Origin of the sequence: Tsuneonella sediminis (genome assembly GCF_051912845.1) — a bacterium.
Taxonomy (GTDB): domain Bacteria; phylum Pseudomonadota; class Alphaproteobacteria; order Sphingomonadales; family Sphingomonadaceae; genus Tsuneonella; species Tsuneonella sediminis.
In genome coordinates, this window is the sequence record NZ_JBNCBU010000001.1 from 310,949 (window position 1) to 337,167 (window position 26,219).

29 protein-coding genes are annotated in these 26,219 nt (G+C 66.1%); 16 read left to right on the forward strand and 13 right to left on the reverse strand.

Going from position 1 to position 26,219, the window contains the following annotated elements; translation table 11 throughout:
• Nucleotides 1-19: 19 nt before the first annotated feature.
• Nucleotides 20-1,153, reverse strand: a complete 1,134-nt coding sequence (tgt, locus tag ACPV3N_RS01595; RefSeq protein ID WP_440113719.1) for a tRNA guanosine(34) transglycosylase Tgt — start codon at nt 1,151-1,153, stop codon at nt 20-22.
• A gap of 122 nt (nt 1,154-1,275) precedes the next feature.
• Between tgt and ACPV3N_RS01600 the strand changes: the two genes are divergently transcribed.
• Entirely contained in the window at nt 1,276-1,446 is a 171-nt protein-coding gene (locus ACPV3N_RS01600; protein ID WP_440113722.1) for a hypothetical protein, read from the forward strand.
• Between the two features lie 15 nt (nt 1,447-1,461).
• Here ACPV3N_RS01600 and ACPV3N_RS01605 read toward each other — a convergent pair whose 3' ends face one another.
• The 7 genes from ACPV3N_RS01605 to ACPV3N_RS01635 all read right to left on the reverse strand — a co-directional run bounded on the left by ACPV3N_RS01605 (nt 1,462) and on the right by ACPV3N_RS01635 (nt 6,687).
• Nucleotides 1,462-2,226 carry an ABC transporter permease gene (locus ACPV3N_RS01605; RefSeq protein WP_440113725.1) on the reverse strand — a complete coding sequence of 255 codons (765 nt, stop codon included), beginning with the start codon at nt 2,224-2,226 and terminating at the stop codon, nt 1,462-1,464.
• Nucleotides 2,223-3,170: an ABC transporter ATP-binding protein gene (locus tag ACPV3N_RS01610; protein WP_440113728.1), complete on the reverse strand. Its 948-nt coding sequence runs from the start codon at nt 3,168-3,170 to the stop codon at nt 2,223-2,225. The genes ACPV3N_RS01605 and ACPV3N_RS01610 overlap by 4 nt, the downstream gene beginning before the upstream one ends.
• 39 nt (nt 3,171-3,209) lie before the next feature.
• Nucleotides 3,210-4,238 (reverse strand): tRNA preQ1(34) S-adenosylmethionine ribosyltransferase-isomerase QueA, encoded by a 1,029-nt coding sequence (queA, locus tag ACPV3N_RS01615; RefSeq protein ID WP_440113731.1) that lies wholly within the window; start codon nt 4,236-4,238, stop codon nt 3,210-3,212.
• 39 nt (nt 4,239-4,277) lie between these two features.
• Nucleotides 4,278-4,952, reverse strand: coding sequence for a peptidylprolyl isomerase (locus ACPV3N_RS01620; protein ID WP_440117391.1), 675 nt, complete (start codon nt 4,950-4,952; stop codon nt 4,278-4,280).
• Nucleotides 4,953-5,028: 76 nt separating this feature from the next.
• Nucleotides 5,029-5,529, reverse strand: coding sequence for a pantetheine-phosphate adenylyltransferase (gene coaD, locus ACPV3N_RS01625; RefSeq protein ID WP_440113733.1), 501 nt, complete (start codon nt 5,527-5,529; stop codon nt 5,029-5,031).
• Nucleotides 5,529-6,443, reverse strand: a complete 915-nt coding sequence (locus tag ACPV3N_RS01630) for a polyprenyl synthetase family protein (RefSeq protein WP_440113736.1) — start codon at nt 6,441-6,443, stop codon at nt 5,529-5,531. Before ACPV3N_RS01630 ends, coaD begins: the two co-directional genes overlap by 1 nt.
• Nucleotides 6,436-6,687 (reverse strand): exodeoxyribonuclease VII small subunit, encoded by a 252-nt coding sequence (locus ACPV3N_RS01635; protein WP_440113739.1) that lies wholly within the window; start codon nt 6,685-6,687, stop codon nt 6,436-6,438. Before ACPV3N_RS01635 ends, ACPV3N_RS01630 begins: the two co-directional genes overlap by 8 nt.
• Before the next feature lie 69 nt (nt 6,688-6,756).
• On the opposite strand from ACPV3N_RS01635, the gene ACPV3N_RS01640 reads away from it, so the two are divergent.
• Genes ACPV3N_RS01640 through ACPV3N_RS01660 form a run of 5 tightly spaced genes read left to right on the forward strand, consistent with a single transcriptional unit; the run spans nt 6,757 to nt 11,218 of the window.
• The gene (locus tag ACPV3N_RS01640) at nt 6,757-7,155 is read left to right on the forward strand and encodes a DUF2177 family protein (protein WP_440113741.1); all 399 of its coding nucleotides are present in this window, start codon (nt 6,757-6,759) and stop codon (nt 7,153-7,155) included.
• Nucleotides 7,156-7,812 (forward strand): hypothetical protein, encoded by a 657-nt coding sequence (locus ACPV3N_RS01645; RefSeq protein WP_440113744.1) that lies wholly within the window; start codon nt 7,156-7,158, stop codon nt 7,810-7,812.
• A 34-nt stretch (nt 7,813-7,846) separates the two neighbouring features.
• The gene (gene purL, locus ACPV3N_RS01650) at nt 7,847-10,132 is read left to right on the forward strand and encodes a phosphoribosylformylglycinamidine synthase subunit PurL (protein ID WP_440113746.1); all 2,286 of its coding nucleotides are present in this window, start codon (nt 7,847-7,849) and stop codon (nt 10,130-10,132) included.
• A 4-nt stretch (nt 10,133-10,136) separates the two neighbouring features.
• Nucleotides 10,137-10,556 carry a DUF3052 family protein gene (locus ACPV3N_RS01655; protein WP_440113749.1) on the forward strand — a complete coding sequence of 140 codons (420 nt, stop codon included), beginning with the start codon at nt 10,137-10,139 and terminating at the stop codon, nt 10,554-10,556.
• Nucleotides 10,553-11,218: a nitroreductase family protein gene (locus tag ACPV3N_RS01660; RefSeq protein ID WP_440113752.1), complete on the forward strand. Its 666-nt coding sequence runs from the start codon at nt 10,553-10,555 to the stop codon at nt 11,216-11,218. Before ACPV3N_RS01655 ends, ACPV3N_RS01660 begins: the two co-directional genes overlap by 4 nt.
• On the opposite strand, the gene ACPV3N_RS01665 is transcribed toward ACPV3N_RS01660, so the two are convergent.
• Together ACPV3N_RS01665 and serB are read right to left on the reverse strand one after the other, a co-directional pair.
• On the reverse strand, nt 11,215-12,057 hold the full coding sequence (locus tag ACPV3N_RS01665) for a Coq4 family protein (protein ID WP_440113755.1): 843 nt from the start codon (nt 12,055-12,057) through the stop codon (nt 11,215-11,217). The two genes, ACPV3N_RS01660 and ACPV3N_RS01665, sit on opposite strands and share 4 nt — an antisense overlap.
• A 62-nt stretch (nt 12,058-12,119) precedes the next feature.
• Nucleotides 12,120-13,004: a phosphoserine phosphatase SerB gene (serB, locus tag ACPV3N_RS01670; RefSeq protein ID WP_440113758.1), complete on the reverse strand. Its 885-nt coding sequence runs from the start codon at nt 13,002-13,004 to the stop codon at nt 12,120-12,122.
• Here serB and miaA point away from each other — a divergent pair.
• The 10 genes from miaA to ACPV3N_RS01720 all read left to right on the forward strand — a co-directional run bounded on the left by miaA (nt 12,997) and on the right by ACPV3N_RS01720 (nt 24,296).
• The gene (miaA, locus tag ACPV3N_RS01675; protein ID WP_440113761.1) at nt 12,997-13,968 is read left to right on the forward strand and encodes a tRNA (adenosine(37)-N6)-dimethylallyltransferase MiaA; all 972 of its coding nucleotides are present in this window, start codon (nt 12,997-12,999) and stop codon (nt 13,966-13,968) included. The two genes, serB and miaA, sit on opposite strands and share 8 nt — an antisense overlap.
• Before the next feature lie 103 nt (nt 13,969-14,071).
• Entirely contained in the window at nt 14,072-15,838 is a 1,767-nt protein-coding gene (gene ilvB, locus ACPV3N_RS01680; protein WP_440113764.1) for a biosynthetic-type acetolactate synthase large subunit, read from the forward strand.
• 13 nt (nt 15,839-15,851) lie between these two features.
• Nucleotides 15,852-16,367: an acetolactate synthase small subunit gene (gene ilvN / locus ACPV3N_RS01685; RefSeq protein WP_440113767.1), complete on the forward strand. Its 516-nt coding sequence runs from the start codon at nt 15,852-15,854 to the stop codon at nt 16,365-16,367.
• Between the two features lie 90 nt (nt 16,368-16,457).
• Nucleotides 16,458-17,477 (forward strand): ketol-acid reductoisomerase, encoded by a 1,020-nt coding sequence (gene ilvC, locus ACPV3N_RS01690; protein ID WP_440113770.1) that lies wholly within the window; start codon nt 16,458-16,460, stop codon nt 17,475-17,477.
• Nucleotides 17,478-17,539: 62 nt separating this feature from the next.
• Complete coding sequence (locus ACPV3N_RS01695) at nt 17,540-17,968, forward strand: I78 family peptidase inhibitor (protein WP_440113773.1); 429 nt, start codon at nt 17,540-17,542, stop codon at nt 17,966-17,968.
• Nucleotides 17,965-18,840, forward strand: a complete 876-nt coding sequence (locus ACPV3N_RS01700) for an I78 family peptidase inhibitor (RefSeq protein WP_440113775.1) — start codon at nt 17,965-17,967, stop codon at nt 18,838-18,840. The genes ACPV3N_RS01695 and ACPV3N_RS01700 overlap by 4 nt, the downstream gene beginning before the upstream one ends.
• Nucleotides 18,841-19,044: 204 nt before the next feature.
• On the forward strand, nt 19,045-20,724 hold the full coding sequence (gene leuA / locus ACPV3N_RS01705; protein ID WP_440113778.1) for a 2-isopropylmalate synthase: 1,680 nt from the start codon (nt 19,045-19,047) through the stop codon (nt 20,722-20,724).
• Between the two features lie 101 nt (nt 20,725-20,825).
• The gene (gene chrA / locus ACPV3N_RS01710; RefSeq protein ID WP_440113780.1) at nt 20,826-22,142 is read left to right on the forward strand and encodes a chromate efflux transporter; all 1,317 of its coding nucleotides are present in this window, start codon (nt 20,826-20,828) and stop codon (nt 22,140-22,142) included.
• Between the two features lie 64 nt (nt 22,143-22,206).
• Nucleotides 22,207-23,262: an amidohydrolase family protein gene (locus ACPV3N_RS01715; RefSeq protein WP_440113783.1), complete on the forward strand. Its 1,056-nt coding sequence runs from the start codon at nt 22,207-22,209 to the stop codon at nt 23,260-23,262.
• A 59-nt stretch (nt 23,263-23,321) separates the two neighbouring features.
• Nucleotides 23,322-24,296, forward strand: coding sequence for an NAD(P)H-dependent flavin oxidoreductase (locus tag ACPV3N_RS01720; protein WP_440113786.1), 975 nt, complete (start codon nt 23,322-23,324; stop codon nt 24,294-24,296).
• Here ACPV3N_RS01720 and ACPV3N_RS01725 read toward each other — a convergent pair.
• From ACPV3N_RS01725 to ACPV3N_RS01735, 3 genes are all read right to left on the reverse strand, one after another.
• Nucleotides 24,257-24,814: an AHH domain-containing protein gene (locus ACPV3N_RS01725; protein ID WP_440113789.1), complete on the reverse strand. Its 558-nt coding sequence runs from the start codon at nt 24,812-24,814 to the stop codon at nt 24,257-24,259. The genes ACPV3N_RS01720 and ACPV3N_RS01725 overlap by 40 nt on opposite strands.
• Nucleotides 24,811-25,548, reverse strand: coding sequence for a hypothetical protein (locus ACPV3N_RS01730; protein WP_440113792.1), 738 nt, complete (start codon nt 25,546-25,548; stop codon nt 24,811-24,813). The genes ACPV3N_RS01725 and ACPV3N_RS01730 overlap by 4 nt, the downstream gene beginning before the upstream one ends.
• Nucleotides 25,549-25,705: 157 nt before the next feature.
• A complete protein-coding gene (locus tag ACPV3N_RS01735; protein ID WP_440113795.1) occupies nt 25,706-26,200 on the reverse strand; it encodes a flavodoxin family protein in 495 nt (164 codons plus the stop codon).
• Nucleotides 26,201-26,219: the final 19 nt, after the last annotated feature.

Consider the following 26,219-nt stretch of genomic DNA (forward strand, 5'->3'; position numbering starts at 1 on the left):
GTCCGGTGCGCGCTCGGCGCTATGCCCGGGCGCTGCGATAGGCCGCAAGGAAGTCGGCGGCGAACCGGCCCAGTCCGCCTTGCACTATCGCCTCTCGCATTGCCGCCATCAGTTGCTGGTAGAACGACAGATTGTGCTCGGTGAGCAGCATCGCGCCCAGCATCTCGCCCGCCTTCGTGAGATGGTGCAGGTACGCGCGCGTATAGGTCGCGCACACGTCACAGGCGCACCGCGCATCGAGCGGCGCGGGATCCTCGGCATGCCGCGCGTTGCGCAGGTTGACCGGGCCGGACCAGGTGAACGCTTGCCCGTTGCGGCCCGACCGGGTCGGCAGCACGCAATCGAACATGTCGACCCCGCGAAGTACGGCGCCAACCAGGTCGTCGGGCTTGCCCACGCCCATCAGGTAGCGCGGCGCGTCCTCCGGAAGCTGGCCTGGCGCGAAATCGAGGGTGGCGAACATCGCCTCCTGCCCTTCCCCCACTGCGAGGCCGCCGATGGCGTAGCCGTCGAAGCCGATCTCGCGGAGCGCATGGGCCGATCGCGCGCGCAAGCCTTCGTCGAGCGCGCCCTGCTGGATACCGAACAGTGCCGATTGCTCAGCGTGCGCGGCGCCCGCGTCGAAGGCGTCGCGGCTGCGCCGTGCCCAGCGCATCGACAGTTCCATGCTCGCCTCGATTTCGAGCAATGGGCGGTCAGCGCGCGGACACTCGTCGAACGCCATCACAATATCGCTGCCAAGGAGGCGTTGGATCTCCATTGATCGTTCGGGCGTAAGCAGGTGCTTCGTACCGTCGATGTGGCTGGCGAAGGAGACGCCTTCCTCGTTCAGCTTGCGCAAGCTCGCGAGGCTCATCACCTGATAGCCCCCGCTGTCGGTCAGGATCGGCCGCTCCCAGTTCATGAAACGGTGCAGACCGCCCAGCCGCGCGACCCGTTCGGCCCCGGGACGCAGCATGAGGTGGTAGGTGTTGCCAAGCAGGATGTCGGCACCTGTCGCACGGACGGTTTCGGGCTTCATCGCCTTCACCGTGGCAGCTGTGCCCACCGGCATGAACGCCGGCGTGCGGATATCGCCCCGGCGCATGGCGATTGTGCCTGTCCGGGCCTTGCCGTCGGTCGCGGCGATGGTGAATCTAAAGCGGGTCCTCATCGCCGCCCGCCTAGCGGGACGGGCGGTGCTTCGCCAGCCTTCGCGCGTTCGTTGTCGCAGGCCGCAGGCAAACATTTCGCAAGTGCGGAACCGGTTGCGATGACGGGAATTTTGCCAATGAAATGACCAAGTTCCGCTTCGTTACTCCGCATCGCAAAGGCAAATGGTACGGCTCGCTCGCCGAGGCGCAGCGCTTCGCCGACAGGATAGGTGCCGGATTCTTCGAACGCATGACCCGGCGCTTCGTGGCCTACAAGGGGACTCGCCTCGAACGCGCCGAATTCGCCGATTGAAGAACGGGTTGGCCCTTAACTGCGCAGGCGCCAGCCGCTCCTGAAAATCCATGCGATGACCGCGACACAGATGGCAAGGAACGCCACGGTCAGCGAAAGGGCGAGCCCGATCGAGACGTCCGCCTTCCCCAGGAATGTCCACCTGAGACCGCTGACGAGATAAAAGATCGGGTTGAACTGCACGATCGTGCGCCACGGCTCCGACAGCATGTCGATCGAGTAGAACGTGCCGCCGAGGAACGTGAGCGGAGTCAGGATGAGCATCGGCACCATCTGCAGCTTTTCAAAGCCTTCCGCCCAGATGCCAAGGATGAAGCCGAGAAGCGAAAAGCTCGCAGAAACGAGCAGTACGAACAGGAGCGCATGGAACGGGTGGGCGATGCGGTAATCGACGAACAGGGTTGCCGTCATCAGGATGACCGCGGCCAAGATCAGGCTCTTGGTCGCCGCCGCGCCGACGAAGCCCAGGAGCGTCTCGGCCACTCCGACCGGCGCCGACAGCAACTCGTAGATCGCGCCAGTGAATCGCGGCATGTAGATCCCGAAGCTGGCATTGCTGGTGCTTTCGCTCAGAAGGGTCAGCATCAGCAGCCCGGGTACGATGAAGGCCCCGTAATCGACGCCACCGACCGCATCCATCCGTCCGCCGATCGCAGCGCCGAACACGATGAAGTAAAGGCTTGTCGTGAGCACCGGGGACACAAGCGATCCGAAGACCGTGCGCATGAAGCGCGCCAGTTCGTTGCGGTATATCGCGTAGGTCGAGCGCCAGCCGATCATGCCGCACCGTCCTTGGTCTGCTCGACGAGATCGACGAAGATGTCCTCCAGCGAACTCTCCTTCTGGTCGAGACCGGTAAAAGGAATGTCCGCCCTGGCAAGCGCCTGGGCAATAGCGGCGATCTCCGCCTTGCCCTTCCCCGACCCGTCTCCGCCACGATAGGTCAGCGTGTGCCCCCCATCCTCCAGGTGCAGCGGATAGGCGCACAAGGCAGCGGGAACGGCGGCCAGCGGCATCGCCAGCCGGAAATGGGCCTCGGTGCGCCCCATGCGCGCCATGATCGCGTCCTTGTCGTCGACGAGCAGCAGCCTGCCCCTGTCGATCACGCCGACCCGGTCGGCCATCTCCTCGGCCTCCTCGATATAGTGCGTCGTCAGGATGACGGTCACGCCCTGATCGCGCAGGCGGTCGATCTGCCGCCACATGTCGCGCCGCAGTTCGACGTCGACCCCTGCCGTCGGCTCGTCGAGGAACAGCAGATCCGGGTCGTGGGCGAGCGCCTTGGCGATGAGCACCCGGCGCTTCATCCCTCCGGACAGCGCACGGATCTGTTCCTTGCGTTTGTCCCACAGGCTGAGCGAGCGCAGCACCTCCTCGATCCGCGCGGCGTCGGGTCCGAGTCCGAACAGGCCGCGCGAGTAGGCAACCCCGCGCTCGACCGTCTCGAACATGTCGAAGCCCATTTCCTGCGGCACCAGTCCGATCCGGCGCCGGGCCTCGCGCCAGTGATGCGCCATGTCCAGGCCGAAGGCGCGGATCGTTCCGCCGGTCACCCGCACGATGCCGCAGACCGCGCCGATCAGCGTCGTCTTGCCGGCTCCGTTGGGGCCGAGCAGCGCGAAGATCTCGCCCTTGCGGATTTCGAGGTCGACCCCGTCGAGGGCCTTGAGACCGCCCGGATAAACCTTGGTAAGTCCTTCGATGCGGAGAATCGGGTCGTTCACGAAGCGAAGGTCGGATTTCGGTTCGCGCAATGCAACCTTTTACGGCAACAGCAGCGAGGAATCCCCGTAGCTGTAGAACCGGTAGCCTTCTGCGATCGCGTGAGCATAGGCTGACTGCATCCGTTCGCGGCCCATCAGTGCGCTCACCAGCATGAAGAGGGTCGATTTCGGAAGGTGAAAATTCGTCATCAGCCCGTGGATCGCGCGAAAGGCGTAGCCCGGGGTGATGAAGATCGCCGTATCGCCTTCGAAGGAGTGGATCGTGCCTTCTTCATCTGCCGCGCTTTCGAGAAGGCGCAGCGAGGTCGTGCCGACCGCGATCACGCGCTTGCCCCCAGCCCGCGCGGCGTTGAGACGGGCCGCGGTCGCCGCGTCGATCCGGCCCCATTCGGCATGCATCGCGTGATTGTCGGTGTCCTCGGCCTTGACTGGCAAGAAGGTGCCCGCCCCGACATGGAGCGTCAGGGTTTCCGTGAGGACACCCCGTTCGGACAGCGCCGCCATCAAGCCGGGCGTGAAGTGGAGCGCCGCGGTGGGTGCCGCGACCGCGCCGTCGCGGGCTGCGAACATCGTCTGGTAGTCCGTCCGGTCGCGCTCGTCGGTCGGGCGCTTGCCGGCGATGTAAGGCGGCAGCGGCATCCGCCCCGCGCGCTCGAGCAGGACCTCGACCGGTTCGTCGCCCGCGAATGCCAGCAACCACGACCCGTCCGGCATCCGCTCCTCGGCGACTGCCGACACGTCCTCGCCGAAATCGATCGTGTCGCCTTCGCGCAGCCGCCTGGAGTTACGGACGAACGTCTGCCAGCGCCTGAGATCTACGCGCTTGTGAAGCGTTGCGCCGATCCGCGCGTCTCCGCGCCGGCCTTCGAGCTGGGCCGGGATCACGCGCGTGTCGTTGAAGACAAGGACGTCGCCCGGCTCGAGCATGTGGGGCAGGTCACGCACGTGACGGTCAAGGGTTTCGTCAACGCCGCGCAGCACGAGCATGCGGGCTGCGTCGCGCGGGGCAGCGGGACGCAGGGCGATCAGGTCCGGGGGTAGATCGAAATCGAACAGGTCGACGCGCATGGGCGGCGCGCTAGCAGAGGTCAGGGATGCAAGGGAGCCCTAGTTCGCCTGCGGGGCATTGAGCATGTCGGCGCTTATATCACCCGCGATCTCGGTCGGGGCGGCAAACTTCTGCGGCTTGCCGTCAGCCGCGAGCGACGCCTGGACGATGACCGTCGGGTTTGCCGGTGGCTCGCCGCGATTGATCGCGTCGACCGCGTCCATGCCGGCGATCACGCGGCCGAAGTTGGTGTACTTCTGGTCGAGGCTGAAGCGCGGATAGAACATGATGAAGAACTGGCTGTTGGCCGAATCGTCGCTGGCCGCGTGGGCCATCGAGATCGTGCCGCGCAGGTGCGGCATCGGATTGAACTCGGCTTTAAGGTCAGGCAGTTCGGAACCGCCGCGGCCGGTGCCGGTCGGGTCGCCCGACTGTGCCATGAACCCGTCGATGACGCGGTGGAAGATCACTCCGTCGTAGAAGCCGGCCCGGGTCAGCGTCTTTACCCGCTCGACATGGTTGGGCGCCCAGTCCGGCATCAGCCGGATCGCCACGCGGCGGCCGTTCGACAGGTCGAGCAGGAGGATGTTTTCCGGGTCCTTGGACAGGTCGAAGTCGATCGCCGAATAGGTGCGCGGCGTTTCTGCGGCGGCAGGAGCCGGAGCATCCTGCGCAACGGCGGGCGTCAGCGCGAGGCTGGCGAGCGCGCCGGCGGCGAGCAGTCGGGTAAACATCGTGATGGGCGTCCCGTCGATCCTGGTCATCTGGTCCGCGCCTCTAGCGGCGCCGGTCTGTCGATACAATGAATGGTTAGGGGCCGCAGCTGCCGACCCGCTCGAGCACGTCGTTGCGCACGGCGGGCGTGACGAACCGGGAGATGTCGCCGCCATAATGGGCGATTTCCTTGACCAGCCGGCTTGCGATGGGCTGCAGGCTGACGTCGGCCATGAGGAAGATCGTCTCTATCCGGTCGTTGAGTTGCCGGTTCATACCGGTGAGCTGGTACTCGTACTCGAAATCGGTCACCCCACGGATCCCGCGGATGACGACAGAGGCGCCCTGCGCTTCGGCAAAGTCCATCAGCAGCGAATCGAAGCCGACGACCTCGATCCCGCCGCCGATCGCCGCGACCTCGCGCTCGACCATCGCGATCCGCTCTTCGTCCGAGAACATGGGCGACTTGGCGATGTTGGTCGTCACGCCGACGATAAGCCGGTCGACGAGCTTGGCCCCGCGTTCGATGATGTCCATGTGACCGAGCGTGATGGGATCGAAGGTGCCCGGATAGATGCCGACGCGTGTGTCCGCCATCAGTGATCCCTTTCCACGATATAGCGGGCCAGCGCGCGCAGCAGGTCCGCCTCCCGCCCATAGCCGGAAAGGTGGCCGATAGCCTGGTCAACCAACGCGCTGGCCTGCGCACGGGCGCCATCCACCCCCATCAGGCTCACGAACGTCGCCTTGCCGGCCTGCTGGTCCTTGCGCAGCGCCTTGCCGGCGACCGCCTCGTCCCCCTCGGCGTCGAGAAGATCGTCGGCGATCTGGAAGGCAAGGCCAATATCGCGGGCATAGGCGCGCAGGTGCCCCCTTCCCTCGTCGGGCACACGGCCGAGGATAGCGCCCATTTCCACCGCCGCGCCAAGCAGGGCGCCGGTCTTGAGCTGCTGGAGACGGGTGATCGTGTGGAGGTCGTGCGCCGCTCCGCTTTCGGCGGCGATGTCCATCATCTGGCCTCCCGCCATGCCGCCCCACCCGCTTGCCCCCGCCAGCGCGGCTACGAGTTCGGCGCGCACGAACGGATCGCCGCTCGTCTCGGGCATCGAGAGGATTTCGAACGCGAGCGCGTGGAGCGAGTCCCCCGCGAGAACCGCGGTCGCCTCGTCGAAGGCCCTGTGCAACGTGGGTTTGCCATGACGCAGGTCGTCGTCGTCCATGCACGGAAGGTCGTCATGGACGAGCGAATAAGCGTGGATCGCCTCGACCGCGCAGCCGGTGCGGATAGCGGCATCTCGCACCACGCCGAACATGCCCGCAGTGGCGACGGTGAGCAGCGGACGCACCCGCTTGCCGCCGCCGATTGCGGCATAGCGCATCGCCTCGATCAGCGGTGCCCGCGTGTCATCCGGAACCGGCAGGAACTGGTCGAAAGCTTGATCGACCTCCTGCTGTATGCGCCGCAGCGCGTCCGCCAGCAAGGCGCCGCCTGCAAGAGCAACGTCAACCATCGGCGTCGAACGGTACCGAATGGCTCGGTGCACCGTCGGGCCCGGCGACGATCTTCTCGATCCGCGCCTGCGCCGCATCGAGCCGCGCTTGGCAATGCTGCCGCAGGGCCTCGCCCCGCTCATAGAGCTCGATCGACTTGTCGAGCGGGACCTCGCCGCTTTCGAGCCGGCGAACGACGTCTTCGAGCGCACGGAGCGCGTCCTCGAACGTCATCGTTGCGATCTGCTGGGCACCCTCATCCATCGCCCAATGCATTGACCGCGCACGCGTGCAGGGTCAAGCTGCGAGCGCAAGTGGCAGGGGGAACACCGCATGAAATGGATCTTCGCCTATCTCGGCGTGGGAGTTAGTTTCGGGTTGCTCGATGCGCTCTGGCTGCGCTGGGCCGGACCGAACCTCTACCGGCCCGCGCTCGGCGAGCTTCTTGCGGACAGCTTCCGGCTGGTGCCGGCGATCGTATTCTACCTCGCCTACATCGCGGCAGTCGTCTGGTTCGCGGTGCGGCCCGGCCTGGCGGCGGGCGGAATCGGCACCTCTGCACTCAACGGCGCACTGCTGGGCGCAATCGCCTATGCCACCTACGACCTCACCAACCAGGCGACGATGAAGGTCTGGCCGGTCCACATCACGCTGATCGACATCGCATGGGGTGCCTTCGCCAGCGCAATCGCTGCGGCGGTGGGGTGCTGGGTCGCGGTGAAGTTCGCCTAGATGTTCATCGGGCACTGGGCACCCGCCCTCGCCGCCGCCGCCGTGTCACGCCGTGCGCCGCGACTTGGCGCGCTGTTCGTTGCAGCTCAACTCGTCGACTGGGCGTTTTTCGTTTTCCTGCTGCTGGGCATCGAGCACATGCGCGTGGTGCCCGGGATCACCGCGATGAACCCGATGGACCTCTATCACATGCCCTACACCCATAGCTTACTCGGCACCTGTGCATGGGCAGCGGCATTCGCTTTCGCCGTCTGGCTATGGCGCAAAGATCGCGCATTCGCATTGCTTGCCGGGCTCGTGGTGATGAGCCACTGGCTGCTCGATCTGCTCGTACACCGCCCGGACCTGACCCTTGCGGGTCACCCTCCCAAGCTGGGATTCGGCCTGTGGGACCTGCCGTATCTCGAGATGCCGCTGGAACTGGCGCTGACGTTCGGCGCGCTCGCATTCTACCTTTCGCGGACACGCGGTCCGGCCCTGCCGCCCATCCTTCTCGGGATCGTGCTGCTGGGCCTCCAGGCGGTCAACTGGTTCGCGCCCGCCCCCGATAGCGTGACCGCGGGCACCAGCCTGCTCGCCTTTTTCGCCTATGGCCTCGCCACCCTTGCCGCCTGGTGGCTGGGGATGACGCGCAGCCCCTCGCTCCGGCGGGGCTAGCCCCCCGCCGCGCCCGCCGCTAAGGGCGCGGGCGATGGCACACTCCGCAGAACCGATCACCCGCGAAGTCGTCGAGGCCCATGGCCTCAGCCCCGAGGAATACGATCGCGTGGTCCACGCGATGGGGCGCGAGCCGAACCTCGTCGAACTGGGGATCTTCTCGGTCATGTGGTCGGAACACTGCAGCTACAAGTCGAGCCGCATCCATCTCAAGAAGCTGCCCACCGAGGCACCGTGGGTGATCTGCGGCCCGGGCGAGAACGCCGGCGTGATCGACATTGGCGACGGCCAGGCTGCGATCTTCAAGATGGAGAGCCACAACCACCCAAGCTACATCGAGCCGTACCAGGGCGCGGCCACCGGCGTGGGCGGCATCCTGCGCGACGTGTTTACGATGGGGGCGCGGCCCGTCGCGAACCTCAATGCGCTGCGCTTCGGGCGGCCCGACCACCCGAAGATGAAGCACCTGGTCAAGGGCGTGGTCGCGGGTATCGGCGGGTACGGTAACTGCGTCGGCGTGCCGACGGTCGGGGGCGAGACCAATTTCCACCCGGCCTACGACGGCAACATCCTGGTCAACGCGATGACCGTCGGCGTCGCCGATGCCGACCGCATCTTCTATTCGGCAGCGACGGGCGTAGGCAATCCGATCGTCTACGTCGGCTCCAAGACCGGGCGCGATGGTATCCACGGCGCGACGATGGCAAGCGCCGATTTCGCCGAGGACGCCGAGGCGAAGCGCCCCACGGTGCAGGTCGGCGACCCGTTCACCGAAAAGCTGCTGATCGAGGCCTGCCTCGAACTGATGGCGACCGATGCGATCGTCGCGATCCAGGACATGGGCGCGGCGGGCCTCACCTCTTCCAGCGTCGAGATGGCGACCAATGGCAAGGCGGGCATCCGTCTTGTCATGGACAACGTCCCCTGCCGCGAGGAGGGGATGACCCCATACGAAATGATGCTGTCGGAAAGCCAGGAGCGCATGCTGATGGTCCTGAAGCCTGGCAAGGAGACCATGGCCGAGGCGATCTTCAAGAAGTGGGAACTGGACTTCGCGGTGATCGGCGAAGTGACCGATACCGGCCACATGGTCCTCGAATGGCAGGGCGAGGTCGTCGCCGACATCCCGCTCGGCCCGCTTGCCGCCGATGCCCCGCTGTACGACCGGCCGGCGCTGAACCGCGAGGATTACAAGGCCTGGGCGCAGGTAAAGCCGCTCGGCAACCTGCCCGAGAGCGGCGATATCGGTGCGGACCTGCTCAAGCTGATGGCGAGCCCCGATCTCGCCAGTCGCCGCTGGATCTGGGAGCAGTACGACAGCCAGGTCGGCGCCGACACGCTCCAGCTGTCGGGCGGCGACGCGGCGGTGGTCCGCGTTCACGGCACCCGCAAGGCGCTGGCGATGACCACCGACTGCACCCCGCGCTATTGCTTTGCCGATCCCTACGAGGGCGGCAAGCAGGCGATCGCCGAGGCGTTCCGTAACCTCTGTGCGGTCGGCGCGAAGCCGCTGGCGGTGACCAACTGCCTCAACTTCGCCAACCCCCAGCGCCCCGAGATCATGGCCCAGCTCACGGGCTGCCTCGAAGGCATGGGCGACGCCTGCCGCGCGCTGGACTTCCCGATCGTGAGCGGCAACGTCAGCCTCTACAACGAGAGCAAGGCTACCGGCGGCGGCAGCGCGATCCTTCCCACTCCCGCGATTGGCGGAGTCGGCGTGATTGCCGACTATTCGCAAATGGCGACCATCGCCTTCAAGGAGGATGGCCAGGACATATGGCTGGTCGGTCCGCGCTGCGGCCACCTTGGCCAGTCGTTGTACCTGCGCAACATTCACCGCCGAGAGGACGGGGAGGCGCCTGCGGTCGACCTCAAGCTCGAATGGGCGACGGGCAGACTGGTGCGCAAGGCGATCGCCAACGGTTGGCTCAAGACGGTGCACGACGTTTCCGATGGGGGTCCGCTGGTCGCGCTCGCCGAAATGGCGCTCGCCGGCGGCATAGGCGCCGAGATACTTGGCGACGCCTTCATCCAGAAGCCGGCCAGTCGCGAATGGCTAGAAAAGGAAGTTCCTGGCCCGGCGGCGCAGCTCTTCGGCGAGGACCAGGGACGCTATCTGGTCGCGGTATCCGGCGACAGCGGCGATCGCTTTCTGGAGGCCGCCGAGGCCGAGGGCATACCCTTCGTCATGGTTGGACGGACCGGCGGGGATGCGCTCGGGCTGACCGACGGCGACGGCGGGGCCAAACCATTCTCCGTCACCCTCGACGCCCTGCGCGAGGCGAACGACAGCTTTTTCCGCGACTGGATGGAAGGCTGAGCGGGTGGCGCCGGGATCCTCTGGCGGCTATTCGGGTACACCGCTTGCGAAAAAGCTGAGCCTGCGCGACGGACAGCGGGTGTGGTTCGACGCGATGCCCGATCACGTCGCCGACGAGATCGATGAATACGCGCTCGAACTGACGTTCGTCGGGGATCCCGCTGAAGGGATCGACGCCGCCCACATATTCGTGACCGAGCGCGCGATCCTTGAAGCCCGCCTTCGCGAATTGCGGAACCGAATTTCCCCCGATGGGCAGGTCTGGGTGAGCTGGCCGAAAAAAGCCTCGGGGGTTCCCGCCGATATTTCGGAAGACACGATCCGCGAGGTCGCGCTGCCGCTCGGCTTCGTCGATACCAAGGTCTGTGCGGTCGACGAGACCTGGTCGGGCCTCAAGCTGGTGATCCGCAAGGAACTGCGGTGAGCGAGACGTCCTACCCGCCCCTGCCCGATCTGACCGACGACGAGCGCGTGGCCCGCGCCCGCGCAGCCTACGACCGCTACGCCAGCCGGCGAACCTGCCGTGCGTTCACCGATCGGGCCGTCCCGCGCGAGGTGATCGAATACGCGATCCGCGCAGCGGGAACGGCGCCTTCGGGCGCGAACCATCAGCCATGGCATTTCACCGCGATCTCCTCAGCCGAGATCAAGCGGGCAATTCGCGAGGCAGCCGAGGCCGAGGAGCGCGAATTCTACGCCAACCGTGCGAGCGCCGAATGGCTCGCGGCGCTCGCCCCCCTGGGGACCGATCCCGACAAGCCTTTCCTCGAGACTGCGCCGTGGCTGATCGTCTGCTTCGCGCAGCGCAAGGGCGGGATCGACGAAGACGGCAAGACCAACAATTACTACGTCACCGAAAGCGTCGGCATTGCCTGCGGATTGCTGCTCGCGACGCTGCACGAGGCTGGTCTCGCCACCCTGACACACACGCCAAGCCCGATGGGATTTCTGCGCGAGATCTGCGGACGGCCAGCGTACGAGAAACCGCTGATGATCGTGGTCGCGGGTCATCCGGCTCCGGGAGCTACCGTCCCCGTCCATGCGCTCCACAAGAAGAGGATCGGCACGATATCGAGCTGGCTCTAGGCCGCCAGTTCATGCTCCTGCATCTGCTTGCCGAGCAGGTCGTACGGATCGATCCCCTCGCTACGCCAGACCTCGTGACACCTTGCGTACCACCTGGCCGGGGTAATCCCGAGCATCCGGCGCGCTTCCGCCAGGTCCATCGCAAGCAGCTCGCGGATCGACATGTTCACCAGCGGCGGACACGTCTTGCCCAGCCGATGCGCTTCGCGCACGGCCTTGAACACCGGCGCCTTCGACTTGACCTGCCTGGTGATGTTGAACGCGCCGGCATACCCAAGCAGAAGGTGTCCGGGCGCCGGTTGTTGGCCGTGGGTGAACAGCAGCACGCATTGTTCGCCCAGCGCATCGCGGCCGTAGCCGGTGAGGACATGCATCAGGTCGTGGGTATCGCGCTGGCGGAAGCCAAACCACTGGACCAGATCGTCGTATCGCGGCCGGCCCGCCTTCTCGGATTCCGCGACAAGGCCCGCGGCAGTAAGACCCTCGCTTTCCATGAAATCGCAATAGGCATGCGCCACGCTACCCGACGGAAGCGTGCGCAAGGCGTCGTGGTTGTCGAGGATGGGCGCGAGCTCGGGCTCGGCGGCACGAAGCGCCTGTCCTTCGCTGCTCAAGGTCAACGCACGCGCCCGCGGCAGAAAATGCCTCGACGGCAGTGCGTCGTAGATCTCGAACACCAGGGCGGTGTTTTCCTTGTCCCTGATCAGTTCACGGAACTTGCGCAGCGCCTTCCCGACGTCGCGCCGCGGCTGCGGGCGCGCCGGGTTGCGAAAGACGGTCCCGTCCGCGGCGCAAGCCAGATCGGGATCGGCGTCGGAGATCGGCTGGTGAGCGGTCATGAGGCGCCTCTACTGACAGTCCTGTCAATATAGCGTTTCAAACCGAAACTGGAAAGCACGTATTACGCGGCGACCCATTCGTCGCGCGGAATGCCAAGCAGCGACAGGATCGATGTCAGGTCTCCGTGATCGACCCATCCGTCAGCCGCCGCGCGCGCCTTCGGCTTGGCGCGGTAGGCGATCCCCCAGGTGGCCGCCTCGAGCATCGGGATGTCGTTGGCCCCGTCGCCCGTCGCGAGACTGGGAATGTCCTCGCCGAGCGCGCCGCTTTCGTCCAGCAGGACGCGTTTCTTGACCCCGCTGTCGACGATTCCGCCCGACAGCGCGCCCGTCAGCCTCCCGTCCGCGACTGCCAGGCGATTGCCGACGACGTGCTCGAACCCGATCTCGTGCGCCACCGGGTCGGCGAAATGGTGAAAGCCGCCCGTCACGAGCACCGTCCGGCATCCCTTGGCCTTCAACGTCGAGACGAGAGTGCGCGCCCCCTCGACGGGGCGTATACGCTCGGCAAGGCAGGTCGCGACGGTTTCTTCGGGCATTTCTGCGAGGAGGCCGACGCGTTCGTTGAGGGCGCGTTCGAAGTCGAGTTCGCCTTGCATCGCGCGTTCGGTGATCGCGGCGACCTTGTCCTTCAACCCCGCGAAGTCGGCGAGTTCGTCGATGCATTCCTGCCCGATCATCGTCGAATCCATGTCCGACACGAACAGCCGTGGAACCTCGATCTCGCGCGTCGAGACAAGGAGGTCGGAAGGGGCGAAGTGTGCGTCAAGCACGCGGCGCAATACAGCGGGATCGCCACCGGGCAGCATGACTTGAAGCACGTCGCCGCAGAAATCGAGCATTACCGCCGCCGCCACGCGCATTCCTTTTGCCTCGAGGGCTGCGGTGGCGGCATCGAGCCGTGTTTCAAGGCCGAGCGGGTCTGCTATCAGCCGCGCGATGAGCACTGGAAAATCTCCGGAAGCCGAGAGCGGGCGGACGCCCGCGAAACCACCGGTCGCGCTCATCGCAGGGCCGACCGCCAGCGGCAAGAGCGATCTCGCCGTGCGCCTGGCGCTGGCGCACGGCAACGCGGTCGTGATCAACGCCGACAGCGCGCAGGTCTATTGCGACCTCCGTGTCCTGAGCGCGCGGCCGTCGGCGGAGGAAATGAAAGGCGTGCCGCATCGCCTGTTCGGGACCTGGGACGGTGCCTCGCCCTGCTCGGCAGCGGACTGGGCGGCCGCTGCGCGGGAAGAGATTGCCTCCGCGTTTGCCAAGGGTCGCCTGCCGATCCTTGTGGGGGGCACCGGGCTCTATATCCGGACGTTGCTCGACGGTATCGCCCCGGTCCCCGCGATCGACCCTGCAATCCGCGAGGCGGTTCGCGCGCTGCCTGTCGCCGAGGCGCATGCGGCCCTGCTGGGAGAGGATCCGGAGCGCGCGGCAGCACTCGCCCCGGCCGATACCGCGCGGGTCGCCCGGGCGCTCGAGGTAGTCCGATCGACCGGGCACCCGCTGTCCCACTGGCAAGCCCGGCGTGAAGGCGGGATCCAAGACAGCGTGGCCCTCGTTCCGCTGGTCCTCGAAGCGGATCGCAGCTGGTTGTCCGAGCGCTGTGACCGCCGGTTCGACGCGATGGTACGCGGCGGCGCGCAGGCCGAAGTCGCTGCGCTGCTCTCTCGCGGGCTTGAGCCTTCGCTGCCGGTCATGCGGGCCATTGGTGTGCGCGAGATAGCCGCGTGGCTGAACGGGGAACTCGATCGCGAGGCGGCCATCGCTGCCGGTCAACTTGCGACGCGGCAATACGCCAAGCGACAGGCGACGTGGTTCCGCCACCAGCTCCCGCAAGAGTGGAAGCGACTGCGCGCAGAAAATATCCATCAGAGCGATTATTTTGAAACTTTATACGGTGAATTGGGCTTGACATGACATTTTGCGTCTCATAGGCCTGTGGCTCTCGCACGAGAGACCGACCCGGCGCGTAGTCCCCGCGCCGGGTCGATTTTATCTGGGGCGGCGCCTATGTCGGCCCATGACGCAAGGAACACCGACCGTGGCCGAATTGAGCGGCGCCCAGATCCTGATCGAATGCCTCGTCCGGCAGAACGTCGAATTCGTGTTCGGCTATCCGGGCGGCGCGGTACTGCCGATCTACGACGAGCTGTTCGCTGACCAGCGCGTTCGGCACATTCTCGTGCGCCACGAGGCCGGTGCCGCCCACGCGGCCGAGGGTTACGCTCGTTCTACCGGCAAGCCGGGCGTGGTCCTTGTCACCAGCGGACCGGGCGCGACCAATGCCGTGACCGGCATCGCCGATGCGTTCATGGATTCGATCCCGCTCGTCATCATTACCGGCCAGGTCGCTACCCCGCTCATCGGGACCGACGCGTTCCAGGAAGCCGACACGATCGGCATCACCCGCCACTGCACCAAGCACAATTACCTGGTTAAGGACCCTGCACGGCTGCAGGCGACGATCGAGGAGGCGTTCCGCATCGCGACCACCGGGCGACCCGGCCCGGTGTTGATCGACATACCCAAGGACGTCCAGGTCGCATTGGCAAGTATGGACGCGCAGGATGCCGGGACCCTTGCGTCGGCGCGCTATCGTCCCCCTGCCGCCGGTGCACTCGACGACGTGCTCGACGCGGTCGACCTGATGGCTGCGGCCGAACGCCCGGTATTCTATACCGGCGGCGGGGTGATCAACTCGGGTCCGCGAGCGAGCGAGATGTTGCGCGCGATGCAGGATCTGACCGGCGCACCGGTCACCAGCACCCTGATGGGCCTTGGCGCCTTTCCCGCGGATCATCCCGACTGGCTGGGGATGCTGGGGATGCACGGCACCTACGAAGCGAACATGGCGATGAACAAGTGCGACCTCATGGTCTGCATCGGCGCGCGGTTCGACGACCGCGTGACTGGGCGCCTCGACGCGTTCAGCCCCGGATCGAAGAAGATCCACATCGATATCGACCGGGCCAGCATCAACAAGGTCGTGCCGGTCGACATCGCGATCCTTGGTGACTGCGCAGCAGTGCTCGAGCAACTCATCACCGCGTGGGGCGACCGCAAGCCGCGGGACCTGGGTGAGTGGAAGGCTCGGATCGCCGGATGGCGTGCGCGCGAAAGCCTGGCCTACCCCGAGAGCCGCAGCGAGATCATGCCGCAGAAAGCGGTCGAGCGGCTGTTCGCCCTCACCCGCGACCACGATCCGATCATCACCACCGAAGTCGGCCAGCACCAGATGTGGGCGGCGCAGTATTTCGGCTTTTTCGGCCCGAACCGGTGGCTGACCAGCGGCGGGCTCGGCACGATGGGCTACGGCTTGCCTGCGGCGATCGGCGCGCAACTTGGCAACCCGGGCAGGTTGGTGATCGACATCGCCGGCGAGGCGAGCATCCAAATGAACATCCAGGAGCTTGGAACCGCCAGCCAGTACCGCCTGCCGGTCAAGATATTCATCCTCAACAACGAGTACATGGGCATGGTCCGCCAATGGCAGGAACTGACCTACGAGAGCCGTTATTCGAACAGCTATTCGGATAGCCTCCCCGATTTCGTGAAGCTGGCCGAAGCATACGGCTGGAAGGGCATCCGCATCGAGGAGGAAGCGGGGCTCGACGCGGGCATAGGGGCGATGATCGACCACGACGGGCCGGTGATCGTCGATTGCCGCGTGTCGAAGGACGCGAACTGCTTCCCGATGATCCCGAGCGGCGCGGCGCACACCGACATGCTGCTTTACGGCGACCGGGTTGCGGGCACTCTCGACGACGAAGCCAAGGCTCTGGTTTAGGGACACGCAGGGCATGCACATCAAGGAAGCGCAGTCCGAGCGGCACGTGCTCGCGATCACCGTCGACAACGAGGCGGGAATCCTCGCCAAGATAGCGGGTCTCTTCACCGCGCGCGGGTACAACATCGACAGCCTGACCGTGGCGGACATCAGCACCGACCACGCGGTCAGCCGGATCACCATCGTTACCAACGGTCCGCCCGCGGTGATCGACCAGATACACGCCCAGCTCGAGCGGCTAGTGCCGGTGCACAAGGTCGTCGACCTGACCGAGGCCGGCCCGCACGTCGAGCGCGAGCTGGCGCTGGTCAAGGTGTCGGGCACGGGCGAGAAGCGGGTCGAGGCGCTGCGCCTTGCCGGCATCTTCCGCGCCAAACCGGTCGATACGACCACGGAAAGTTTCATCTTCGAGATCACCGGTGCCCCCGAAAAGATCGAAAGCTTCGTGGGCCTGATGCGCGAACTGGGTCTGGTCGAGGTGGGCCGGACCGGAATCGTGGGAATGATGCGGGGGGCCGAAGGGGCGTAAGACCAGCTTCACCCGCCTCAAACCATTCGCCCTTTCCGTCAGCGGCAGGGGCGCTAACGCCACCCGACTAGCCAAGGATGGGGAACACACGTGAAAGTCCATTACGACGCCGATGCCGACCTGAACCTGATCGCCGGCAAGAAGATCGCGATCGTGGGTTACGGCAGCCAGGGCCACGCCCATGCCCAGAACCTGCGCGACAGCGGGGTGAAGGACGTGGCAATCGCGCTGCGCGAAGGCTCGGCCACGGCCAGGAAGGCCGAGGGCGCCGGATTCAAGGTGTTGTCCAATGCCGATGCCGCGAAATGGGCGGACATCGTCATGATCCTTGCCCCCGACGAACATCAGGCGGCAATCTGGGACAACGACATCAAGGACAACCTGAAGTCGGGCAGCGCGCTCGCCTTCGCCCACGGCCTCAACATCCACTTCGGCCTGATCGAGGCGCCGGACGACATCGACGTGATCATGATCGCGCCCAAGGGCCCCGGCCACACCGTTCGCAGCGAATATCAGAAGGGCGGAGGCGTGCCGTGCCTGATCGCGGTGCACCAGGACGCGACCGGCAATGCACATGACATAGCCCTCGCCTATGCGAGCGGGGTCGGCGGCGGCCGCTCGGGGATCATCGAAACCAACTTCAAGGAAGAATGCGAAACCGACCTGTTCGGGGAGCAGGCGGTCCTTTGCGGCGGGATCACACACCTGATCCAGGCCGGGTTCGAAACGCTGGTCGAGGCGGGATACGCTCCCGAGATGGCCTATTTCGAATGCCTTCACGAAACAAAGCTGATCGTCGACCTGCTGTATGAAGGCGGCATCGCCAATATGCGTTACTCGATCAGCAACACCGCAGAATACGGCGACATCAAGACCGGTCCGCGGATTATCACGGACGAGACGAAGGCCGAGATGAAGCGCGTGCTCGCCGACATCCAGTCGGGCCGTTTCGTCAAGGACTTCGTGCTCGACAACCGGGCCGGTCAGCCGGAACTCAAGGCGAGCCGCAAGGCCGCGGCCGCCCATCCGATCGAGCAGGTCGGGACCCGGCTGCGCGCGATGATGCCCTGGATCGGCAAGAACAAGCTGGTCGACAAGGCCGTCAACTAGCGCGGCGGGATAATTGCCGGGACTGGCGCGTTCCCACCCCACGATTATCGTGGAGAGCTCCCATGCGTATCCTGTTCCTGACCGTGGTTGCCGCCGGTTCGCTGGCGGTTGCAGCCTGTGCCGACCCTGCCCCCGACGGGGCCGCGTCAGGAGGCGAAGCTGCACCATCTGGCAAGGCGGCCAGTGATGCCCAGCCGGTGCCTTCGCCGCCCGCCGCGCCCGGTCGCGAAGGCGCGGCTCCGCCCGCGAAGCCTGCCGCTGGCGAAGTCGACAGCAATCCACCAGGCGACGCCTGCGGGGCCAGCAAGGTCGCTGCCTTCGTGTCGCAGGAAGCCACCCCGGCGGTCCGGGCCCGGTTGGCCAGGGAAGTCGGACATGACCGCATCCGCTGGGTCGGTCCGGATACCGTCGTAACGATGGACTTCCGCCCGGACCGGTTGAACGTTACGCTCGATGCGAACGACATCATCACCGGAGGAAAATGTTCGTGAGCAGACGACCGCTGATCGCCCTCGCGCTGGCGCTGGCCGCGGGTTCGGCCGCCATCGCGCAGATGCCGACCGAAAAGCCCGGCACGGCCGACCCGGCCCGCGTCAGCGGCGGGACCTACACCGTCGATCCCAACCACACGCTCGTCGGTTGGCGGGTCGATCACCTGGGATTCAGCGACTATTTCGGGTTGTTCGGCGACGTGACCGGCACCTTGAATCTCGATCCGGCCAACCCGTCTGCCGCACGGGTCGACGTCTCCATACCGATCAATCCGGTTACCGCCAGCAAGGGCCTCACCGAGCATCTGTTGCGACCGGGCAAAGACGGCAAGGGGCCGGACTTCTTCGGTCCTGACCAGCAGCCCGCCCGTTTCGTCTCTACCGCGGTCACGCCTTCGGCCGACGGGCGCAGCGCCTATATTCTCGGGAATCTGACACTCAACGGGATTACGGCGCCGGTCGCGATGCGGGCCACGTTCAACGGCGCAGGAACCATGCGCGGAACCGAGACGGTGGGGTTCGAGGGGCGCGCGATGATCCGTCGGTCGGTGTTCGGGATCGACGGCGCCTTGCCGCTCGTCGGCGACGAAGTGGAACTCGACATAACGGCCGCGTTCGAGAAGAAGGTGGGCACCGAGCCGCAACGCCGCCCGGACCCGGGGGCGAATGCGTGCAATGCGGAAAAGGTCCGTCCCTGGTACGGCAGGAAAGCCACGCCGGCGGTTCGCGATGCCGTCTTGAAGGCGACCGGCGCCAAGGCAGTCCGCTGGCTCTATCCCGACAGCGTGGTGACGATGGATTACAACACTGCCCGGCTCAACGTGACGATGGACAAGGGTACCGACGTCATCCGCTCGGCGAGGTGCGGCTAGGGCCAGCGTCCGACCGGTTGCAACTGAAACATTTGCCCCTGCCCCCGACTTCGCGCATTGGGGCACGATGATCCGCGCCGCGAACCTGCTGCTTCGACTTAGCCGCCCTTGGGCGTGACCGGCTGCGTGGCCTGACGGGCGCGCGCCGCGCCCCCAAGGGAAAAGGCCACACCAAGCAGCAACCAGCGTCAGTCGAGTTCATTCATGTCCATGCTCCGCAATCCCGGCGTCAAGTACAGCGCCTTCCCTCAGGTGCCTTTGCCCGACCGGCAATGGCCTGCGCGCACGATTTCTTCGCCGCCCCGCTGGCTCTCCACCGACCTGCGCGACGGCAACCAGGCGATCGTCGACCCGATGGACGCGGTGAAGAAGAACCGCTTCTTCGATCTGCTGGTCGAGATCGGGGTCAAGGAAATCGAGATCGGCTTTCCCAGCGCCGGGGCGACCGAGTTCGAATTCATCCAGGCACTGGTGCGGTCGGGCCGAATCCCCGGAGACGTGACCGTGCAGGTCCTGACGCAGAGCCGCGAAGATCTCATCCGCACCAGCTTCGCCAGTCTCGACGGTGCGCAGACGGCGATCGTACACTTGTACAACGCAGTCAGCCCGGCGTGGCGCGACATCGTGTTCCGCATGAGCCGCGAGGAAGTAAAGGCGATCGCCGTCGCTGGCGCCAGGGTGATGCGTGACGAGGCTGCGCGCCGTCCGGGCACCGACTGGCGATTCCAGTACAGCCCCGAAACGTTCTCGACCGCCGAACTCGATTTCAGCATCGAGGTCTGCGAAGCGGTAATGGAGGTTCTCCGCCCGACCGCAGAGCGGCCGATCATCCTCAACCTCCCCGCCACGGTCGAGGCGGCGACGCCGAACGTCTACGCCGACCAGATCGAGTATTTCTGCCGCAACCTGCCGAACCGCGAAAGCGCGGTCATTTCGCTGCATACTCACAACGACCGCGGGACCGGCGTCGCGGCGGCCGAGCTGGGCCTCATGGCCGGTGCCGACCGGGTCGAAGGCTGCCTGTTCGGCAACGGCGAGCGCACCGGCAACTGCTGCCTCGTGACAGTCGCTCTCAACATGTACACGCAAGGAATTGATCCGGGACTGGATTTCTCGAACATCGACCGGATCATCGAAACCGTCGAATACTGCAACCAGATACCCGTCCACCAGCGCCACCCGTATGGCGGCGAACTCGTCTTCACCGCTTTTTCCGGCAGTCACCAGGACGCGATCAAGAAGGGGTTCGAGGCGCACGCGCGCCAGAACGACGAACGCTGGCGCGTCCCCTACCTGCCGATCGATCCGGCTGACCTCGGCCGCAGCTACGAGGCGGTGATCCGGGTCAACTCGCAGTCCGGCAAGGGAGGCTTCGCCTGGGTCCTCGAGCAGGACCAGGGCCTGAAGCTGCCCAAGGCGATGCAGGCGGATTTCTCGAAAGCCGTGCAGCACATGGCCGACGAACTCGGCCGCGAACTGGGCGCCGCCGACATCTGGCAGGCGTTCCGCGAGACCTATCACGTCCAGACCGATGCCGAGCGGTTCCAGCTCCTCGACTACGAGGAAAGCCGCGCCTCCGACGGTACGCGCGTGTTCGCCGGGACGATCGAGGTCGACGGCGAGGCGCAGTCCGTAAGCGGGCGTGGGAACGGCCTGATCTCGTCGGTCGTGGCAACGCTGAACGATGCGTTCGGTATCGACCTCGAGGTGCTCGACTATTCCGAACATGCGCTGTCGACCGGCTCGGACGCCCGCGCCGCCGCCTACGTCCAGTGCGCGTTGGGCGGGAACGGCACGGTATGGGGCTGCGGAATCGACGAAGACGTCGCGACCGCGAGCGTCCGGGCGATCCTCAGCGCGGCAAATTCGGCGAAGGCGGTTTAGAGCCAGCCTCTCCCGAAGCGCGGCAAATTCCGCTTTCGCGAGCGGGCGCTGGTTCGTAGAGCGCTGGCTCGGGGCTGCAAGACATACTCCTTAAGGTGAAGATGGCCGAGACTTCCGCCGGGGCGCCGCCGTTCGACCGGGTGTTCAGGGTTTTCCTGCGCATTGGCCTGTTCAGTTTCGGCGGTCCGGCGGGGCAGATCGCGCTCATGCACCGCGAACTGGTCGAGGACCGGAAGTGGGTGAGCGAAGACGACTTTCTTCACGCGCTCAATTTCTGCCACCTGCTGCCGGGACCGGAGGCCCAGCAGCTGGCCACGTGGATAGGCTGGCGCCTGCACGGCTGGAAGGGCGGGTTCGCCGCGGGGCTTCTGTTCGTAATCCCCGGCGCGCTGGTGATCCTGGGGCTTTCCATCCTCTACGCGGTCGCGGCCGGGCTCGACTGGTTCGAGGCCATATTCCTGGGGGTGAAAGCGGTCGTGCTCGCCATCGTGTTGCAGGCTCTTTTGAGAATAGCCCGGCGCGCGCTCGACACGCGCTTCAAGCAGGGGCTGGCCCTCGGAGCGTTCGTCGCTCTTTTTCTGCTCGACCTGCCCTTTCCGCTGGTCGTCCTCGGCGCGGGTCTTCTCGGTCTCGCGGTGTCGTCGCGGCGTCCCTCGTGGCTTGCACTGAGGCCTGGCGTTCCCGCGGCGGCGGCAACTCCGCGCCCCTGGCTCTCGAGCTTGAGGGCGGTGGCGATCTGGGGCGCGATCTGGGCCGCGCCGATGCTTGTCGTCTTCGCGACTCTCGGGACCGATCATATGCTGTGGGACATCGGCGCATTCTTCTCGCAGCTCGCGGTGGTGACGTTCGGCGGAGCGTACGCGGTTCTCGCTTACATGGCGCAGGAAGCGGTGCAGGGCTACGGCTGGCTCGGGCCTGGCGAGATGGCGGATGGACTGGGACTGGCCGAGACAACCCCCGGCCCCCTCATCCTGGTGACGCAGTTCGTCGGCTACCTCGCCGCATTCCGGACACCCGAGCCCTTTTCGCCGCTCGTCGCGGGCTTGCTTGGCGCCGGTCTGACCACCTGGGTGACCTTTGCTCCCTGCTTCCTGTGGATCTTCGCGCTGGCACCGTGGATCGACCGCCTCGGCAGCGCGGTGCGGTTGAGAGGGGCACTGGCAGCCGTCACCGCGGCGGTCGTGGGGGTCATCGCCAACCTTTCGGCGTGGTTCCTGCTTCATGTAGTCTTTGTTACCGTCAGCGAAATCGCGCTGGGGCCGATGCGGCTGTATCGCCCGGAATGGTCAAGCTTCGACTGGCGAGCTGCCCTGCTGGCAGGCCTTGCCGCCGTCCTGATCTTCCGGTTCGACTGGTCGGTCGTCCGCGTTCTCGTCTCGTGCGCGCTGGGCGGTGTGGTCCTTGCCGGCTTAGACTAGCGAGCGGGACGGCTTTTGATCGTGCTGACGGTTTGACAAGCTGAAGCGAGCGGGAGGGCGAGAAGTGACCGAACACGCAGAAGAGCCAATCATCGAAACCGACCTGCCGATCATTGATCCGCACCACCACTTGTGGGACCTGCGGCCGCTGATCGGCGGGTTCCCGGAACCGCGCCACGACTTCATCGAAACGCTGGTCGGTGCACCGTACTACACGTTCGACGCGCTCCACGCCGATACCCACAGCGGGCACAACGTGATTGCGACGGTCTTCATGGAATGCGGCGCGTTCTACGATGCGAGCCGGGGCGAATCGCTGCGAACGGTGGGCGAGGTAGAATTCGTCAATGGCGTCGCCGCCCAGGGAGCGAGCGGGCTCTACGGCAACTACCGGCCCTGTGCCGCAATCGTCGGGCACGCCGACCTGACGCTGGGGAGCGGCGCGGGGGTCGTGCTCGACGCGCTCGCCAACGCAAGTGCGCGGTTCGTTGGCATCCGCCATGCAGCGGCGTGGGACGCCGATCCCGAAGTGCTCGGCCCACCGTTCCATCACCCGCAAGGGCTCTATCGCGACAGCGCCTTTCGTGAAGGCTTCGCTGAACTGGCCAAGCGCGGGCTGACGTTCGACGCCTGGGTGGTTGAGCCGCAACTCGGCGACGTGATCGATCTCGCGCAAGCGTTCCCGGACCAGCCGATCGTGCTCGACCATTGCGGAACGCCGCTCGGAATCGCCAGTTACCGCGGCAAGCTCCACGAGCGCTTCGATGCCTGGCGGGCGAGCATCCGCGCACTCGCCAGGTGCGAAAACGTCACCGTCAAGCTCGGCGGGCTGGCTATGCCTTTCTGCCAACTGCCCGACCGCGGTCCCATGCCCGGGATCGGATCGGAGGACCTAGCGGCGATGTGGCGGCCCTATGTCGAGACGTGCATCGAGGCTTTCGGACCTGAGCGCGCGATGTTCGAAAGCAACTACCCGGTGGATCGCTGGGGTGCGAGCTATGCCGAGCTGTGGAATGCGTTCAAGCGGCTGACTACAGGGGCTTCGGCGGACGAGAAGCGGGCGCTCTTCGCCGGCACCGCGGCGCGAGTCTACGGGATCGAGCACCTCCTGCCCCGGTGACGCTCGACAGCCGCGACGACGCCGGTTAGGCCGGTTGCAAACCAAAACCGGAGTAGCCGATGCCGACCACCCTGCCCGCACCGTTCGACCGCCTGCGCCTGCCCGTGATCGGTTCACCCCTATTCATCATCTCGGGTCCCGAACTCGTCATTGCGCAATGCAAGGCGGGGATCGTCGGCGCGTTTCCGGCGCTCAACGCCCGCCCTTCGGGCAAGCTCGACGAATGGCTACACCAGATCACCGAAGAGCTTACCGCGCACAACCGCGACAACCCCGACCGGCCGGCGGCACCCTTTGCGGTCAACCAGATCGTCCACAGGTCGAACAACCGGCTCGAGGAAGACATGGCGGTCTGCGCCAAATGGGCGGTGCCGATGGTCATCACCTCGCTCGGCGCGCGCGAGGACGTGTTCGCGGCGGTCAAGGGTTGGGGCGGCATCACGCTGCACGACGTGATCAACGACCGTTTCGCCCGAAAGGCGATCGAAAAGGGCGCAACGGGCCTTATCCCCGTCGCCGCCGGCGCAGGAGGGCACGCCGGAACACTGTCGCCCTTCGCGATGATGCAGGAAATCCGCGCGTGGTTCGATGGTCTCGTCGCGCTGTCGGGCGCAATCGCGCACGGCCGCTCGGTTCTCGCCGCGCAGGCGATGGGGGCGGATTTCGCCTACATCGGATCGCCGTGGATCGCCACGAAGGAAGCGAATGCCGATTCCCGGTACAAGGAAGCGATCGTCGAGGCGAAGGCGGACGGCATCGTCTATTCCAATCTCTTCACGGGAGTGCACGGCAATTACCTGCGCTCGTCGATCGAGGCCGCCGGGATGGACCCGGACAACCTTCCCGAAAGCGATCCGACGAAGATGAACTTCGGCAGCGGCGGCAACACCGAGGCGAAGGCATGGAAAGACATCTGGGGCTCGGGCCAGGGAGTGGGCATGGTCGAAGCGGTCGAGACCGTTGCCGAGCGAGTCGATGCGCTCGCAAAGCAGTATCAGGATGCGAAGGAAGAACTGTCTGCAAAGGCGCTTTGAGTGGCGCCCCAAAGCTGATCGACCATCGCATCGAGCCCCGTGAAGTCGAACCCGGTGCCGATCGGGACGTGCCGATTGAGCCGCAATGGCGCGCGTGGAGGATCGAGCAGCCTGCGGCGCAGCGCCCGCTGCAGCAATGCCAGGCGGAATAGCGCTTCCTCTCCGGCCGAAACCGGAGCGCGGGGACGCGCCGCCGCCCAGCGCGCCTCGATCGAGCCGACCCGCTCGATGACCATGGCGTTGTATGCCTTGTGCGGGCCACGGTGAAGCGGAAGGCCCAGCCGGCGCGCGGCGGCAGTCCGGGCCGGTAGCAGTATGCCGTTGCGGCGGAAGTCGTCGAAACCTAGCCGCCGGGGATCGAGCGCGGCGAACAGGCGCCCGAAACAGCGGTCGCCGATCAGTTGGCGCGGCAGCAGGTGATGACGTTGGAGCGCCGGGTCGTAGTCCGCGGTACCCGGTCGATTGATCGCCCTGAACGGGAGCCGGGCGCGCCGTTGATAATCACCGCTACCGGTCATGCGCGCCGCACCCGGACGGTCTTGCCGTCGCGGGTCGGCTCGAGCGCCAGGCGCCCGCCATCGGGCGCGATGACGTGTTCCGGCATCGTGAGCTTGCCCTGGGACACGAGCTGGTTGACGAGCCGCACGCCCAGTCGCGCCGCCGCCGCCCTGTCCTTGGCGATATCGTTGGAGAACCGCAGTTCCTGGCCGGTGAACCATGCCAGCCCCTCGCTCGCCATGCCTCCTTCGGGATCGGTGTGGAACGCCGTGAAGCCGAGCGAGGGAAATGCACCCCCGTCGAGCCAGCTCGAGACGCTCGAGGCGAAGAAGTCCTTGCCGATCAGCGTCCGCGCGGGTGGCCAGCCGAATGCAACCAGGTCCGGAAGCGATCCGGCAAGCGAAACGGCGATCCCCGCCTGTGTTCGCACGACCGGGATTGAGTGCGCACCGGCAGCAAGGTGCGGTCCCGGGGAAAGCGCCGCCGCTTCGAGAGATCCGCCCGCGCCCGCAAGACCATACCGATGACGGGCCGGAGGCACGGCGACCGGCGCGCCCGGGGCAAGCCCGACGATATCGTAGGTCATCCCGTCGCGCAGGAGTTCGCATCCGGTGACCATCCCGCCGCGGTCGCCGCGTCCACCGCCGTCTGGCCCAGTCTCCACCAACCGGTGGGTCAGGTCCAGCCGCGCGGCGGCGTCGACCGCTGATGCAAGGCGATCGGCATCGGGCCGCTGCCCTTCGGTGAAGAACAACAGCAAAGCCCCCTCAGCGGCCTGCCCCCGGGATCGACCTTGCAATGTGATGAAGCGACCTTTCGCCTTCAAATCCCAGCGGTTTCGTGCCGCAAAACAAGTTATGCGTCGAGTCCTCGAAAGTTAATCGCTACGGAAATGGATCAGTTCGGCCCGGTCAGAAAATACCGGCGACTAGCCCCTCCGCGAGCGCTTCGCCCATCTCGCGGCACCGCCGGAGCGTTTCTTCGGGCACGGTCTTTGGCGCGAGAATGGCCTCGGGCGTCTGCGCGGACATGTTGGCGATCAGGGGCTCGCCCACCCGGCGAAGGCGCCAGCCGGTAGCGATCCGGTCGATCTGGCGCTGCGCGCCCTCTCCGTCCGAACCGGCAGCGATGAGCGTGGCATAGGCACGCCCTTCGACCCGGCCCAGCACCGGGTAATAGCACCTGTCGAACATCTCCTTCATGAGCCCGCTCATCGTCGCGAGATTTTCCGGAAAGGCGAACAGATAGCCCCGCGCCGCCAGCAGATCGGCGGGCTCCACCGCATCGCAGCGCAGCAGCCGCGCGCGCTCGCCCGCCCCTTCGCAGGCGGCTAGCGCCATCGCTTCGGAGGCACCCGTGCGACTGTGCCAGGCGATGAGCAGCAGGGTATCCACGCCTTCCACCATCGGTTCGCGCTGTCGATTG

What these genes read in the sequence shown, in the direction of transcription:
- ACPV3N_RS01630 (WP_440113736.1), bottom strand. Translation starts at nt 6,443, where the DNA reads ATGGTTGACGTTGCTCTTGCAGGCGGCGCCTTGCTGGCGGACGCGCTG.
- miaA (WP_440113761.1), top strand. Translation starts at nt 12,997, where the DNA reads ATGAGCACTGGAAAATCTCCGGAAGCCGAGAGCGGGCGGACGCCCGCG.
- ilvN (WP_440113767.1), top strand. Translation starts at nt 15,852, where the DNA reads ATGCACATCAAGGAAGCGCAGTCCGAGCGGCACGTGCTCGCGATCACC.
- tgt (WP_440113719.1), bottom strand. Translation starts at nt 1,153, where the DNA reads ATGAGGACCCGCTTTAGATTCACCATCGCCGCGACCGACGGCAAGGCC.
- ACPV3N_RS01725 (WP_440113789.1), bottom strand. Translation starts at nt 24,814, where the DNA reads ATGACCGGTAGCGGTGATTATCAACGGCGCGCCCGGCTCCCGTTCAGG.
- ACPV3N_RS01695 (WP_440113773.1), top strand. Translation starts at nt 17,540, where the DNA reads ATGCGTATCCTGTTCCTGACCGTGGTTGCCGCCGGTTCGCTGGCGGTT.
- ilvB (WP_440113764.1), top strand. Translation starts at nt 14,072, where the DNA reads ATGACGCAAGGAACACCGACCGTGGCCGAATTGAGCGGCGCCCAGATC.
- ACPV3N_RS01665 (WP_440113755.1), bottom strand. Translation starts at nt 12,057, where the DNA reads ATGACCGCTCACCAGCCGATCTCCGACGCCGATCCCGATCTGGCTTGC.
- ACPV3N_RS01720 (WP_440113786.1), top strand. Translation starts at nt 23,322, where the DNA reads ATGCCGACCACCCTGCCCGCACCGTTCGACCGCCTGCGCCTGCCCGTG.
- queA (WP_440113731.1), bottom strand. Translation starts at nt 4,238, where the DNA reads ATGCGCGTCGACCTGTTCGATTTCGATCTACCCCCGGACCTGATCGCC.
- ACPV3N_RS01600 (WP_440113722.1), top strand. Translation starts at nt 1,276, where the DNA reads ATGACCAAGTTCCGCTTCGTTACTCCGCATCGCAAAGGCAAATGGTAC.
- purL (WP_440113746.1), top strand. Translation starts at nt 7,847, where the DNA reads ATGGCACACTCCGCAGAACCGATCACCCGCGAAGTCGTCGAGGCCCAT.
- ACPV3N_RS01605 (WP_440113725.1), bottom strand. Translation starts at nt 2,226, where the DNA reads ATGATCGGCTGGCGCTCGACCTACGCGATATACCGCAACGAACTGGCG.
- leuA (WP_440113778.1), top strand. Translation starts at nt 19,045, where the DNA reads ATGTCCATGCTCCGCAATCCCGGCGTCAAGTACAGCGCCTTCCCTCAG.
- ACPV3N_RS01620 (WP_440117391.1), bottom strand. Translation starts at nt 4,952, where the DNA reads ATGTTTACCCGACTGCTCGCCGCCGGCGCGCTCGCCAGCCTCGCGCTG.
- ACPV3N_RS01735 (WP_440113795.1), bottom strand. Translation starts at nt 26,200, where the DNA reads ATGGTGGAAGGCGTGGATACCCTGCTGCTCATCGCCTGGCACAGTCGC.
- ACPV3N_RS01640 (WP_440113741.1), top strand. Translation starts at nt 6,757, where the DNA reads ATGAAATGGATCTTCGCCTATCTCGGCGTGGGAGTTAGTTTCGGGTTG.
- ACPV3N_RS01645 (WP_440113744.1), top strand. Translation starts at nt 7,156, where the DNA reads ATGTTCATCGGGCACTGGGCACCCGCCCTCGCCGCCGCCGCCGTGTCA.
- ACPV3N_RS01635 (WP_440113739.1), bottom strand. Translation starts at nt 6,687, where the DNA reads ATGGATGAGGGTGCCCAGCAGATCGCAACGATGACGTTCGAGGACGCG.
- coaD (WP_440113733.1), bottom strand. Translation starts at nt 5,529, where the DNA reads ATGGCGGACACACGCGTCGGCATCTATCCGGGCACCTTCGATCCCATC.
- chrA (WP_440113780.1), top strand. Translation starts at nt 20,826, where the DNA reads ATGGCCGAGACTTCCGCCGGGGCGCCGCCGTTCGACCGGGTGTTCAGG.